Here is a 12447-nt window from a genome sequence, read left to right as displayed (position 1 = left end):
CCTGCGCGGCGAAGATGCCGTCGAGCACGTCGGCGCTCGCGAACTCGGCATCGTTCATGCGCTTGAACAGCGCGTCGTCGAGCGCATCGAGACTGACCGTGACGCGCGTGAGCCCGGCGTCCTTCAGCGCTCGCGCCTTGCGTGCGAGCAGCGAGCCGTTGGTCGTCAGGGTCAGGTCGAGCGGGCGGCCGGCGTGCGTCGTCAGGCGCGCGAGGCGCTCGATCAGGAATTCGAGGTTCTTGCGCAGCAACGGCTCACCGCCTGTGATGCGGATCTTCTCGACGCCGTGCGCGACGAAGAGCCGCGCCACGCGTTCGATTTCTTCGTGCGTGAGCAGCGCGCTGTGCGGCAGGAACGGGTAGTCCTTGTCGAATACCGCGCGCGGCATGCAGTACACGCAACGGAAGTTGCAGCGGTCCGTCACCGAAATGCGCAGGTCGCGCAGCGGCCTGGCGAACGTGTCGGCCAGTGTGCCGTCGGGGGCATGCGCGACGCCGGAGACGTCCGGCATCCCGCTGACGTCGGCGAGAGGAATGATGCGTCGGGACATGTTGGAAGAAGTGCGAACCAGACCGCTATTTTAGCCGCAACCGGCCGGCGGGGCCGGGGGGCGGAAACCCGCAGCGCGGACGTGAAAAAGCCCGCCGGAGGCGGGCTTTTCCTGGTCGTGCGATGCGCCGTTCAGTGGTGCGTCGTTTCGACCTGCTGCATCGGGGCCGTATCGGCCGGCGGCAGCACCTTGCGTTCGCGCGGCACGCGGGCCGGGCGCGGGAGCCGCGACGCGGCTTCCTGCGCGGCCGCGAACTTGTCGGCGTCCGTGTTCACCCAGACGAGACCGGCCTGCTCCAGCACGACATCCAGGCTCGCCGAAGCGGGCGCGGCTGCCGGTTGGGCGGGAGCCGGTGCCGGCGCCGGTGCGGCGACGACTTCGACCGGGGCGGGCTCGACCGGTGCCGGTTCGACTGCCACCGGCTCGACCACCACCGGAGCGGTTTCGATCGCCACGGCGGCCGGAGCAGCTTGCTCGGCCGGCGCGGCTTGCGGCGCCTCGACAGCGGCCGGCGCGGTTGCCGGCACTTCGAACGCGTCGGTCGGCGACACCGCGACCGGAGCCGGGCCCGCTTCCGCGATCACCGGTGCGACCGGTGCCAGTTCTGCTGCCTGGACGGCGACGGCGGGCTCGACCGGGGCGGCCGGAGCCGTCTCGACGCGTGCCGGTGCCGGCTGCGCTTCGACAGCGGCCGGTGCGGCATGCTGCTCGACGACGGCTTCGACGGCGACCGCGCTGGCCACGGCCGCGACGACTGCCGGTGCGGCCGTATGGGCCGGTTCGGCTGCGACCGGTGCGGCCGGCGTCACGGCTTGCGCCGCGACTTCACCTTCGACTTCGATGCCTTGCTCGGCCTGGTCGACTGCGCCGTCTTCCTCGCGCTCGCGACGACCGCCGCGGCGGCCGCGACGGCGACGGCGACGTTCTTCGCCGTCACGTGCGCCGGCTTCCGCATCGGCAGCCAGTTCCGCGCCGGGCAGGGCTTCTGCAGCAGCCTTGTCGGTTTCCGGTTCCGGATGGTTTTCACCGCGGGTGACGGTCTCGAGCGTGGCTGCATGCTGGGTCGGCTTGCGGCGTTCGCCGCGCTCGCGACGCTCGCCGCGTTCCTGGCGCTCGCCACGGCCGGCTGCGTCGCCGCCTTCCGGCTGTTCGGCACGCTCGCGCGGCTCACGGCCTTCACGCGGCTCGCGACCTTCGCGCGGACCACGGCCCTCGCGACCTTCGCGACCCTCACGGTTCTCGCGACCTTCGCGGCCCTCGCGGCCCTCGCGACCTTCACGCAGCTCACGGCCCTCGCGCGGCTCACGGCCTTCACGCGGTTCGCGCACTTCCTTGCCTTCGCGTTCCTGGCGTTGCGGCTGACCACGGCCTGCTGCTGCCTGGTCGCGGCCGCCTTGCGCCTGCTGGGCGCCGCCGCGACGGTTGCGGTTGCGATCGCCGCCGCGTTGCTCGGTCTTTTCGGTGCGTTCGCGAGCCGGACGGGCTGCCTGCTCCTTCGCCGGTGCCGGAGCAACCGGTGCGGGCGCCGGTGCCGGCGACACGCCGAACAGGCCCTTCAGCCAGCCGATGAAACCGCCGCTTGCCGCTGCGACGGGCGCAGGGGCGGGGGCGGCAACGGGCTCGACCGGACGCTGCGGCGCCGCGCTCGGTGCCGGACGCTCGGGCGTGATGCCCTTGACCGCGGCTTCCTGCTTCGGCTTCACTTCGGCGGCACGCTTGCTGTAGCCGGTTTCCGACTCGAGTTCGCGGGCTGCTTCCTCGGCCATCTTCCAGGACGCGCGCGGATCGTCGAGGCGCGCGTCGTCGTGACGCAGGCGCTCGAGCTTGTAGTGCGGCGTGTCGAGGTGCTTGTTCGGGATCAGCACGATGCCGACCTTGAAGCGCGACTCGATCTTGTTGATTTCCTGACGCTTTTCGTTCAGCAGGAAGGCGGTCACCTCGACCGGCACCTGGCAGTGGATCGCCGCGGTGTTTTCCTTCATCGCTTCTTCCTGAATGATCCGCAGGACCTGCAGCGCGGACGATTCGGTATCGCGGATGTGGCCGGTGCCGTTGCAGCGCGGGCACGTCACGTGGCTGCCTTCCGACAGCGCCGGACGCAGGCGCTGGCGCGACAGCTCCATCAGGCCGAAGCGGGAGATCTTGCCCATCTGCACGCGCGCACGGTCGTGCTTGAGCGCGTCCTTCAGGCGTTGCTCGACTTCACGCTGGCTCTTCGCCGATTCCATGTCGATGAAATCGATCACGATCAGGCCGCCGAGGTCGCGCAGGCGCAACTGGCGGGCGACTTCGTCCGCCGCTTCGAGGTTCGTGCGGGTGGCCGTTTCCTCGATGTCCGCGCCCTTGGTCGCGCGTGCCGAGTTCACGTCGATCGCGACGAGCGCTTCGGTGTGGTCGATCACGATCGCGCCGCCGGACGGCAGCGGGACCGTACGCGAGTACGCGGTTTCGATCTGGTGCTCGATCTGGAAGCGGGAGAACAGCGGCACGTCGTCGTGGTAGCGCTTCACCTTCGCGACGTTGTCCGGCATCACGATGTCCATGAACGCGCGGGCCTGATCGTGGATTTCGTTCGTGTCGATCAGGATTTCGCCGATATCCGGCTGGAAATAGTCCCGGATCGCGCGGATCACGAGGCTCGATTCCAGATAGATCAGCATCGGCTGGCCGGAATTGCCGCTTTGCGAGGCGGCCTCGATTGCGCGCCACAGTTGCAGCAGGTAGTTCAGGTCCCACTGCAGTTCCTCGGCGCTGCGGCCGATGCCCGCGGTACGGGCGATCATGCTCATGCCGTCCGGAATCTGCAGCTGCGCCATCGTTTCGCGCAGTTCCTGGCGCTCGTCGCCTTCGATCCGGCGCGACACGCCGCCGCCGCGCGGATTGTTCGGCATCAGCACGAGGTAGCGGCCGGCGAGCGAGATGAAGGTGGTGAGGGCGGCGCCCTTGTTGCCACGCTCTTCCTTCTCGACCTGGACGATCAGCTCCTGGCCTTCGCGCAGGGCATCCTGGATGCGCGCGGAGCGCATGTCGATGCCTTCCTTGAAGTACTGGCGGGCGACTTCCTTGAACGGCAGGAAGCCGTGGCGGTCTTCGCCGTAGTTGACGAAGCACGCTTCGAGCGACGGCTCGATACGGGTGATGACCCCTTTGTAGATATTGCCTTTGCGCTGTTCGCGCCCGGCGGTTTCGATGTCGATGTCGATGAGCTTTTGCCCATCGACGATGGCGACGCGCAGCTCCTCCTGCTGCGTCGCATTGAACAGCATGCGTTTCATGAACGACTCCAGGCGGCTCCGCTGCCGGCGCCTCGCGGTTGTCAGGCGCGAGGGCGGGAACGACGGCAGGCCGCACCTTGTTGTGTTGTCACGAGCACGCTGGAGCGGGAAAGCTGGCGGGGAGAATTGCCTGAAGAGGCGCTTGGGCCCGAAAGACGGGGCCGGCGGCCATAGGGCACCTGCGAATACGGCTTCAAAGCACGGCGTTCACACACCGCACGCTGCAAAAGCGCGCTAAGCCTGTCCGGGCATTGCCACGGGCGCGCGCAATGCGTCGCGCGCGCCGACGGGCGGCAGATGCTGCGGCTTGGGCCGCAGCGGGGAGTATCGAATCCAGCCCGACTTTCCCGCTTGGGGTGTACTTCCCTGGTTTGACGTCGCCAAGCCCCGCACGCTTCGCGGGGCCAAATCGGGCGCAACGCCGTAATTTTCGCAACCGGCAGCCTGCGGACGCACTTCGCGCCGTCGGGCTGCCGATCAAATTCTTTTCAACCAACTTTCCGTTACCGCGGCGCCTTGCCGACCGAATCCGCCTGTGGGCGCGATCCTTGCCGACGGGCGGCGCCGTGCGTGCAACTTGCTGCTTCTCTTTGATTAGGGGTGAGCAGCGGACCCCCGGCGCAAGTAAAATAGCAGTTTGCGCTTGCGCCTTGCCCGATTCAGCCGGGGCCGGCCGAACAGGCCACCCACAACGTCAGGCTGGGCAAAATTATATTCAGTATGAATGAGTTAGGCAAAATATCCCAGAATTCGGTCGCAAGCGGCCAGGTATCGATGATCGAGATCGACGAAAACTCGGCCGGTCAGCGCATCGACAATTTTCTGTTGCGCGTCTGTAAAGGCGTGCCGAAAAGCCATATTTACCGGATCCTGCGCAGCGGCGAAGTGCGGGTCAACAAGGGCCGGATCGACGCGCAGTACCGGCTCGAACTGGGCGACCTCGTTCGCGTGCCGCCGGTGCGCGTGGCGGCGGCCGACCTCGCGCGCGCCGACACGCCGGTCGTGCCGCCCGCGAATTTCGACGTGCTGTACGAGGACGATGCGATGCTCGTCATCGACAAGCCGGCCGGGGTCGCGGTCCATGGCGGCAGCGGCGTCGCGTTCGGCGTGATCGAGCAGATGCGGCAGGCGCGCCCGCGCGCGAAATTCCTCGAACTGGTGCACCGGCTCGACCGCGAGACGTCCGGGATCCTGATGCTCGCGAAGAAGCGCACGGCGCTCGTGGGCCTGCACGAGCAGATCCGCGAGAACCGGATGGACAAGCGCTACTTCGCGTGCGCGCACGGCGAATGGCAGCCCGACTGGGGCCGGCGCCGCGCGGTGAAGGCGCCGCTGTTCAAGTATTCGACCCCGGAAGGGGAGCGCCGCGTGCGCGTGCAGGACGACGGGCTGGCGTCGCATACGGTGTTCAATCTCGTCGACCGCTGGCCGGACTACGTGCTCGTCGAAGCGGAACTCAAAACGGGTCGGACCCATCAGATCCGGGTGCACCTCGCGCATCTCGGCCTGCCGATCGCCGGCGACGCCAAGTACGGCGATTTCGCATTGAACAAGGCGCTGGCGCGCGCGAATGCGCAGCCGTCGCTCAAACGGATGTTCCTGCATGCGCACCGCCTCAAGCTCGCGCACCCGCTGACCGGCGAGGCGCTGCAGTTCGATGCGCCGCTGCCGGCCGAATGCCGGCGCTTTCTCGATCAACTCAGCGCATTGCGCGATACCGCCTGAACCGCATGGCTCGACAGCAATTTGACCTGATCGTCTTCGACTGGGACGGCACGCTGATGGATTCGACTGCGCACATCGCGCACAGCATCCAGGCGGCATGCCGCGATCTCGGCCTGCCCACGCCGTCCGACGAGGCTTCCCGTTACGTAATCGGCCTCGGCCTGCGTGATGCGCTGCAGATCACGGCGCCGACCCTCGATCCGTCCGACTACGCGCGGCTGGCCGAGCGCTACCGCTATCACTATCTGCTCGACGACCAGCGCATCGAGCTGTTCGCCGGTGTGCGCGAACTGCTCGCCGAGCTGCGCGATACGGGCTACCTGCTCGCCGTCGCGACCGGCAAGGGGCGGGTCGGGCTGAACCGCGTGCTCGACCAGTCGAAGCTGACGAGCTGGTTCGACGCGACGCGCTGCGCGGACGAGACGTTCTCGAAGCCGCATCCGGCGATGCTGCACGAGTTGTCGCGGGAATTGGGGCAAGATCTGGCGCGCACCGTGATGATCGGCGACACCACGCACGACCTGCAGATGGCCGCCAGCGCCGGCGCGGCCGGCGTCGGCGTCGCGTACGGCGCGCACCCGGCCGATGCGCTGGCGGCGCTCACGCCGCGCTTCGTCGCGCCGGACGTCGGCGCGCTGGCCGCCTGGCTGCGGGAGCACGCATGAGCGCGGCGCCGGACGCCGTGCACGTGTGCGCATCGGCCGCACTGACCGACGGCGGTGCCGGCGTGCGGGTGGACGCGACACTGCGCGGCGAGCAGGCCGTCGTGTTCTTCGTGCGCTACGACGGCCGCGCCTACGGCTACCTGAACCGCTGCGCGCATGTGCCGATGGAGCTCGACTGGGCCGAAGGGCAGTTCTTCGAGTCGTCGGGCCTTTATCTGATGTGCGCGACGCACGGTGCGATCTACGCGCCGGATACCGGCAAGTGCGTCGGCGGCCCGTGTCGCGGCGGCCGCCTGCGGCCGGTCGAGGTCGACGAGCGCGACACGCCCGACGGCCGTGCGGTATTCTGGGTACCCGATGCCGATCTGCATCCCGCCACTCCCGCCACGACCGACTGACGACATCACTGCATGGCCGACCAACCGAATTCCCCGGATTCCTCTTCCCGTCCCGACAGCCGTGAACCGAGCTGGGAGCGCGCGGCGCTCGAGCGGATCGCGCTCGCGGCCGTCAAGGAGCAGCGTGCCGCGCGGCGCTGGAAGATCTTCTTCCGCTTCGCGTTTCTCGGCGTGTTCGTGCTGCTCGCGTTCGCGCTGATCGATTTCTCCAGCGATTCGAAGTTCTCGTCGAGCGGGCGGCATACGGCGCTCGTGACGATCGACGGCGAGATCGCGGCGGGCGTCAACGCGAACGCCGACGACATCAACACGGCGCTCGACGCCGCGTTCGACGACGACGGCACGGTCGGCGTGGTGCTGCGGATCAACAGCCCGGGCGGCAGCCCGGTGCAGGCCGGCATGGTCTACGACGAGATCCGGCGGTTGCGCGGCAAGTATCCGGACAAGCCGCTGTACGTCGTCGTGACCGACATGTGTGCGTCGGGCGGCTATTACATCGCGTCCGCGGCCGACAAGATCTTCGTCGACAAGGCGAGCATCGTCGGGTCGATCGGCGTGCTGATGGACGGATTCGGCTTCACCGGGCTGATGGGCAAGCTCGGGGTCGAGCGGCGCCTGCATACGTCGGGCGAAAACAAGGGCTTCTACGATCCGTTCTCGCCGGAAACGCCGAAGATGGACGCGCACGCGCAGGCGCTGCTCGACCAGGTGCATGCGCAGTTCATCAAGGCCGTGAAGGATGGCCGCGGCAAGCGGCTGCACGAGACGCCCGACATGTTCTCGGGCCTGTTCTGGACCGGCGAGAAGAGCGTCGAGCTCGGGCTCGCCGACGGCTACGGCACGACCGACACGGTCGCGCGCGACGTGCTGAAGGCGCCGGATCTGGTCGACTATACGGTGAAGGAAAGCCTGACGAATCGCGTCGCGCGCAAGTTCGGCGCGGCCGTCGGGGGCGCCGCGATGAAGGCGCTGACGGCCGGCGGCGCGTCGGTCAGCCTGCGTTGACGGCTGACGGCTGACGGCTGACGGCCGGCGACCGGCGACAATCGGCGGGCCGCGATGGCCCGCCTTTCAATTAACTGATCGCCGTTCTCGGCATCAGTTCGCGAGCAGCAGGAAGATCGCGGGGCGCTTGTGCAGATTCGGTGCAGGCGCCTTTTTCCAGTCCGCCACAGTGCGGCTCGCGATCGTCTCGGTCGCGAGGGTCAGATCGGCCGCGACGCAGATTTGCGTCGACGGCGCGCAGGTCGCGACCAGCGTGTCGAGCATTGCGTGATTCCGGTACGGCGTTTCGATGAAGATCTGCGTCTGGCGCGCCTTGCGCGACAGTTGCTCGAGTTCGCGCAGGCGTTTCGCGCGCGCGGCCGCATCGACCGGCAGATAGCCGTTGAACGCGAAGCTCTGGCCGTTCAGGCCCGACGCCATCAGCGCGAGCAGGATCGAACTCGGCCCGACGAGCGGCACGACCTTCACGCCACGCTCGTGCGCGCGGCGTACCAGCAGCGCGCCAGGATCGGCGACGGCCGGGCAGCCGGCCTCCGACACGAGGCCGGCGTCCGCGCCGGCCAGCACGGGCGCGAGCAGCCGGTCGATGGCGCCGGCCGGCGTATTGACGTTCAGCTCGCTGATCTCGATTTCCTGGATCGGGCGCGTCGTACCGATCTTCTTCAGAAACGCGCGCGTCGTTTTCGCGTTCTCGCCGATGTAGTAGCCGAGCGTACCGGCGCGCGCCTGCACGGCGGCGGGCAGCACGGCGGCGAGCATCGATTCGTCGCCTTCGCCGAGCGTGTTCGGGACGAGATAAAGCGTGCCGGCGGTCATGCGCGGTCTCCACGGGTGGTTGCAAACAGCGGGTAGTCGGCGGCGCGCAGCATCCGCGTGAGGGCGATCAGCGGCAGGCCGACGAGCGCGGTCGGGTCGTCCGAGTCGATCGCGTCGAGCAGGGCGATGCCGAGCCCTTCGGACTTCGCGCTGCCGGCCACGTCGTACGGCGTTTCCGCGCGCAGGTACGCGTCGAGCTCGGCCTCGGGCAGCGAGCGGAAGCGCACGTGCGTGACGATGTCCTCAAGCTGCGCGTCGTCGGTGCGGCTGTCGTACAGGCAGAGCGCGCTGTGGAATTCGACTTCGCGGCCCTGCATCGACACGAGTTGCGCGAGCGCGCGCTCGTGCGTGCCGGGCTTGCCGATCTGGTGGCCGTCGAAGGTCGCGACCTGGTCCGACCCGATCACGAGCACGCCGTCCGGCGCGTCGATCGTCGCGGCCACGGCGCGCGCCTTCGCGCCGGCGAGGCGCAGTGCGGTCGCGGCCGGCGTTTCGCCGGCCAGCGGGGTTTCGTCGAGGTCGGGCGACACGACGTCGAACGGTACGCCGAGGCGCTCGAGGAGCGCCCGGCGGTAACGGGAACTGGAGGCAAGAATCAGCCGCGGCGGGCGGCAAACGGTATCCGGCATGGTCGGTTGGATCGGTGAGTCGTCAGGTGGGGCGCGGCGTTGCGCGGACGCAAGCTTAAGTGATTGACCGCAAAAGGTAAAACAGGTATGCTTTCCCGCTTTTCGTCGGCAGGCATCCGTTGTGGTGGCGCCTGCCGGGTCTTCGGAAGTAAAGTACGTCATCCTCGATGAGCCGTACGCGAGCGGTGCCAAGCCGGATCCCGCAAGTCAGCCTGTAGGCAGGAGCGCACATGAACACTTCTTCTGGCAAACCTGCGGCGGCGCTCGATCCGCACGCGGTCGACCTGTTCGAGTTCGCCCGCAGCGGGCGGCAGGCAGCTGGCGCGGTACACCTCTCGCAACTGCCGCGCATGTTAAACGAAGTGCCGACGGACGCGCCAGATCGCGACACGGTCTTCACGTGGCAGGCGGAAGGGTTCACGCAGAAGGAGTTGCAGGACGACGGCGCCGACGGGCAGCAGCCGTATCTGCGCCTCGCGGTGCATGGCCATGCGTGGCTCACGTGCCAGCGCTGCATGACGCCGTACGACCAGACGTTCGACGTCGACATGACGTACCGCGTCGTCGCGACCGAAGAAGAAGCTGAAGAATTTCCGCTCGACGACGATGAAGCCGATGTGATCGTGGGCTCACGCCAGTTCGATCTCGTCGACTTGATCGAAGAGGAATTGCTGCTTTCGTTGCCGCTCGTGCCCAAGCACGAGGTTTGCCCGGCAGTTCACGAAAGCCTCGTGTCGGGTGCGAGCGGTCCCGCGGAAGAGGAGGACGAGGAGTCCGACGAAGCCGGGGACGAAGGCAAACGGCCGAATCCGTTCGCAGCGCTGCAAGCGTTGAAGAAGGACGGTGACGGCACCAAGAAACACTAAGCAGTTGTGGCGCGGGAAGGCGTAAGGGCTTTGGGCCAGGGTAGTTAAGCGCCGGATCGGGCTGTGTTAGAATCCGGAAAATTATTTAGGAGTTAGTCATGGCAGTCCAGCAAAACAAGAAGTCGCCGTCGAAGCGCGGCATGCATCGTTCGCACGATTTCCTGACGGCAGCGCCGCTGGCAGTCGAGCCGAGCACGGGTGAAGTGCACCTGCGTCACCACGTCAGCCCGAACGGCTACTATCGCGGCAAGAAAGTCGTCAAGACGAAGAACGACTAAGCGTCAAGTCACGCGTTGCGCGCTACGCTCGCCGTTCGCGTGACAACTGGTTCGCTTGACACTTTCCTGGCTCAACAAAAAGGCGGCATTCAACTGCCGCTTTTTTGTGCCTGAAATTCGTCGCATTCCATGACCGTAAAGCTCACAATCGATTGCATGGGAGGCGACCACGGCCCGTCCGTGACCGTTCCCGCGGCAGTCAAGTTCGTCCGCGCGCATCCCGATGCGCACCTGATGCTCGTCGGCATCGAAAGCGCGATTCGCGCTCAACTGAAGAAGCTGAAAGCCCTCGACGATCCCGCGTTGACCATCGTGCCCGCCACCGAAGTCGTGGCGATGGACGATCCTGTCGAAGTGGCGCTGCGCAAGAAGAAGGATTCTTCGATGCGCGTCGCGCTCAACCACGTCAAGGAGGGCGCGGCGCAGGCCTGCATCTCCGCCGGCAATACCGGCGCGCTGATGGCGGTTTCCCGTTACGTACTCAAGACGCTACCCGGCATCGAGCGGCCCGCGATCGCGTTCGCGCTGCCGAACCCGACCGGCTACACGATGATGCTGGACCTCGGCGCGAACGTCGACTGCGAGCCGCAGCACCTGCTGCAGTTCGCGGAGATGGGGCACGCGCTCGTGGCCGCGCTCGAGGGCAAGGAGCGCCCGACGATCGGCCTGCTGAACATCGGCGAAGAGGTCATCAAGGGCAACGAGACGATCAAGCGCGCAGGCGAGCTGCTGCGCGCCAGCACGCTCAATTTCCGCGGCAACGTGGAAGGCAACGACATCTACAAGGGCACCGTCGATGTCATCGTGTGCGACGGCTTCGTCGGCAACGTCGCGCTGAAGACGTCGGAAGGGCTCGCGCAGATGCTGTCGGACATCATTCGCGAGGAGTTCGGCCGTTCGCTGATGTCGAAGCTGATGGCGCTGCTCGCGCTGCCCGTGCTGATGCGTTTCAAGAAGCGCGTCGACCACCGCCAGTACAACGGCGCGGCGCTGCTGGGGCTGAAGAGCCTCGTGATCAAGAGCCACGGTTCGGCCGACGCCTACGCGTTTGAGTGGGCGATCAAACGCGGGTATGATGCCGTCAAAAACGGGGTGCTGGAGCGCCTCGCGCGCGCGATGGCGGATAATTCAGTGTCGCTCGGCGACGGCGAACACGACGCGGGCGGCGCGGGCCAGGCAAGCCCGGCCGCAGGCCATCACGCCGAACCTTCCGCTGCGCAATCCTCTAAAGCATAAATGGCCCAATCGACTCTCTATTCCCGCGTGCTCGGCACGGGCAGCTACCTGCCGCCCGACCGCGTCACGAACCAGCAGCTGACCGATCGTCTTGCGAAGGAAGGCATCGAGACGAGCGATGAATGGATCGTGGCGCGCACGGGCATCCATGCGCGCCATTTCGCCGCACCGGACGTCACGACGAGCGATCTCGCGCTCGAGGCGTCGCGTCGTGCGATCGAAGCGGCCGGTGTCGATCCGCAGTCGATCGACCTGATCATCGTCGCGACTTCGACCCCCGATTTCGTGTTCCCGAGCACCGCGTGCCTGCTGCAGAACAAGCTCGGCATCAAGAACGGCGGCGCGGCATTCGACGTGCAGGCCGTGTGTTCGGGCTTCGCATACGCGATGGCGACGGCCGACAGCTTCATCCGCAGCGGCCAGCACCGCACCGCGCTGATCGTCGGTGCGGAGACGTTCTCGCGCATTCTCGACTTCAAGGACCGCACGACCTGCGTGCTGTTCGGCGACGGCGCGGGCGCGGTGATCCTGTCCGCGTCGGAAGAGCCGGGCGTGCTCGGCAGCGCGCTGCACGCGGACGGCAGCTACTCGAACATCCTGTGCACGCCGGGCAACGTCAATCGCGGCGTGATCGACGGCAGCGCGTTCCTGCACATGGACGGGCAGGCCGTATTCAAGCTCGCGGTCAACGTGCTCGAAAAGGTCGCGATCGAGGCGCTCGCGAAGGCGAATCTCGCGCCCGAGCAAATCGACTGGCTGATTCCGCACCAGGCCAACATCCGCATCATGACCAGCACCTGCCGCAAGCTCGGCCTGCCGCAGGAGCGCATGGTCGTGACGGTCGACCAGCACGGCAACACGTCGGCCGCGTCGATCCCGCTGGCGCTCGACGCCGCGGTGCGCGACGGCCGCATCCAGCGTGGCCAGCACGTGCTGATCGAAGGCGTCGGCGGCGGCTTCACCTGGGGCGCGTCGGTCTTCCGCTTCTGATCCGCGGCGCGCAT

General features: G+C 67.3%; 12 protein-coding genes. 8 read left to right on the top strand and 4 right to left on the bottom strand.

Annotated features, from left to right (window positions below; genetic code table 11):
* Window positions 1–550: radical SAM protein (locus tag JMF90_RS07160; RefSeq protein ID WP_201325006.1), on the bottom strand; the 550-nt coding region annotated here is incomplete at its 3' end.
* Between the two features lie 131 nt (window positions 551–681).
* On the bottom strand, window positions 682–3825 hold the full coding sequence (locus JMF90_RS07155; protein WP_201316780.1) for an Rne/Rng family ribonuclease: 3144 nt from the start codon (window positions 3823–3825) through the stop codon (window positions 682–684).
* A gap of 720 nt (window positions 3826–4545) precedes the next feature.
* Between JMF90_RS07155 and JMF90_RS07150 the strand changes: the two genes are divergently transcribed.
* The 4 genes from JMF90_RS07150 to JMF90_RS07135 are packed head-to-tail and all read left to right on the top strand — an operon-like array spanning window position 4546 to window position 7618.
* On the top strand, window positions 4546–5550 hold the full coding sequence (locus JMF90_RS07150) for an RluA family pseudouridine synthase (RefSeq protein ID WP_011544930.1): 1005 nt from the start codon (window positions 4546–4548) through the stop codon (window positions 5548–5550).
* A gap of 5 nt (window positions 5551–5555) precedes the next feature.
* Window positions 5556–6215: an HAD-IA family hydrolase gene (locus JMF90_RS07145; protein WP_077177987.1), complete on the top strand. Its 660-nt coding sequence runs from the start codon at window positions 5556–5558 to the stop codon at window positions 6213–6215.
* Window positions 6212–6613: a Rieske 2Fe-2S domain-containing protein gene (locus JMF90_RS07140; RefSeq protein ID WP_077177986.1), complete on the top strand. Its 402-nt coding sequence runs from the start codon at window positions 6212–6214 to the stop codon at window positions 6611–6613. Before JMF90_RS07145 ends, JMF90_RS07140 begins: the two co-directional genes overlap by 4 nt.
* 12 nt (window positions 6614–6625) lie before the next feature.
* The gene (locus tag JMF90_RS07135) at window positions 6626–7618 is read left to right on the top strand and encodes a S49 family peptidase (RefSeq protein ID WP_006476511.1); all 993 of its coding nucleotides are present in this window, start codon (window positions 6626–6628) and stop codon (window positions 7616–7618) included.
* A 93-nt stretch (window positions 7619–7711) separates the two neighbouring features.
* On the opposite strand, the gene JMF90_RS07130 is transcribed toward JMF90_RS07135, so the two are convergent.
* Together JMF90_RS07130 and JMF90_RS07125 are read right to left on the bottom strand one after the other, a co-directional pair.
* Window positions 7712–8434 carry an SAM-dependent methyltransferase gene (locus JMF90_RS07130; RefSeq protein WP_011544932.1) on the bottom strand — a complete coding sequence of 241 codons (723 nt, stop codon included), beginning with the start codon at window positions 8432–8434 and terminating at the stop codon, window positions 7712–7714.
* Complete coding sequence (locus tag JMF90_RS07125) at window positions 8431–9063, bottom strand: Maf-like protein (RefSeq protein ID WP_077177985.1); 633 nt, start codon at window positions 9061–9063, stop codon at window positions 8431–8433. The genes JMF90_RS07130 and JMF90_RS07125 overlap by 4 nt, the downstream gene beginning before the upstream one ends.
* 230 nt (window positions 9064–9293) lie before the next feature.
* On the opposite strand from JMF90_RS07125, the gene JMF90_RS07120 reads away from it, so the two are divergent.
* From JMF90_RS07120 to JMF90_RS07105, 4 genes are all read left to right on the top strand, one after another.
* The gene (locus tag JMF90_RS07120) at window positions 9294–9929 is read left to right on the top strand and encodes a DUF177 domain-containing protein (RefSeq protein WP_027805411.1); all 636 of its coding nucleotides are present in this window, start codon (window positions 9294–9296) and stop codon (window positions 9927–9929) included.
* 98 nt (window positions 9930–10027) lie between these two features.
* Window positions 10028–10207, top strand: coding sequence for a 50S ribosomal protein L32 (gene rpmF, locus JMF90_RS07115; protein ID WP_006051932.1), 180 nt, complete (start codon window positions 10028–10030; stop codon window positions 10205–10207).
* A gap of 129 nt (window positions 10208–10336) precedes the next feature.
* Window positions 10337–11443, top strand: a complete 1107-nt coding sequence (gene plsX, locus JMF90_RS07110) for a phosphate acyltransferase PlsX (RefSeq protein WP_006476507.1) — start codon at window positions 10337–10339, stop codon at window positions 11441–11443.
* On the top strand, window positions 11444–12433 hold the full coding sequence (locus tag JMF90_RS07105; RefSeq protein ID WP_006476506.1) for a beta-ketoacyl-ACP synthase III: 990 nt from the start codon (window positions 11444–11446) through the stop codon (window positions 12431–12433). It begins immediately after the preceding gene.
* The last annotated feature ends 14 nt before the right edge of the window (window positions 12434–12447 follow it).

Source organism: Burkholderia sp. E168m23 (assembly GCF_016586125.1).
Classification (GTDB): domain Bacteria; phylum Pseudomonadota; class Gammaproteobacteria; order Burkholderiales; family Burkholderiaceae; genus Burkholderia; species Burkholderia orbicola.
The sequence above is the reverse complement of the archived record's forward strand: the minus strand, read 5'-3'. Positions and strand labels throughout refer to the sequence as shown.

What these genes read in the sequence shown, in the direction of transcription:
- JMF90_RS07150 (WP_011544930.1), top strand. Translation starts at nt 4,546, where the DNA reads ATGAATGAGTTAGGCAAAATATCCCAGAATTCGGTCGCAAGCGGCCAG.
- plsX (WP_006476507.1), top strand. Translation starts at nt 10,337, where the DNA reads ATGACCGTAAAGCTCACAATCGATTGCATGGGAGGCGACCACGGCCCG.
- JMF90_RS07140 (WP_077177986.1), top strand. Translation starts at nt 6,212, where the DNA reads ATGAGCGCGGCGCCGGACGCCGTGCACGTGTGCGCATCGGCCGCACTG.
- JMF90_RS07130 (WP_011544932.1), bottom strand. Translation starts at nt 8,434, where the DNA reads ATGACCGCCGGCACGCTTTATCTCGTCCCGAACACGCTCGGCGAAGGC.
- JMF90_RS07125 (WP_077177985.1), bottom strand. Translation starts at nt 9,063, where the DNA reads ATGCCGGATACCGTTTGCCGCCCGCCGCGGCTGATTCTTGCCTCCAGT.
- JMF90_RS07145 (WP_077177987.1), top strand. Translation starts at nt 5,556, where the DNA reads ATGGCTCGACAGCAATTTGACCTGATCGTCTTCGACTGGGACGGCACG.
- JMF90_RS07155 (WP_201316780.1), bottom strand. Translation starts at nt 3,825, where the DNA reads ATGAAACGCATGCTGTTCAATGCGACGCAGCAGGAGGAGCTGCGCGTC.
- JMF90_RS07105 (WP_006476506.1), top strand. Translation starts at nt 11,444, where the DNA reads ATGGCCCAATCGACTCTCTATTCCCGCGTGCTCGGCACGGGCAGCTAC.
- rpmF (WP_006051932.1), top strand. Translation starts at nt 10,028, where the DNA reads ATGGCAGTCCAGCAAAACAAGAAGTCGCCGTCGAAGCGCGGCATGCAT.
- JMF90_RS07135 (WP_006476511.1), top strand. Translation starts at nt 6,626, where the DNA reads ATGGCCGACCAACCGAATTCCCCGGATTCCTCTTCCCGTCCCGACAGC.
- JMF90_RS07120 (WP_027805411.1), top strand. Translation starts at nt 9,294, where the DNA reads ATGAACACTTCTTCTGGCAAACCTGCGGCGGCGCTCGATCCGCACGCG.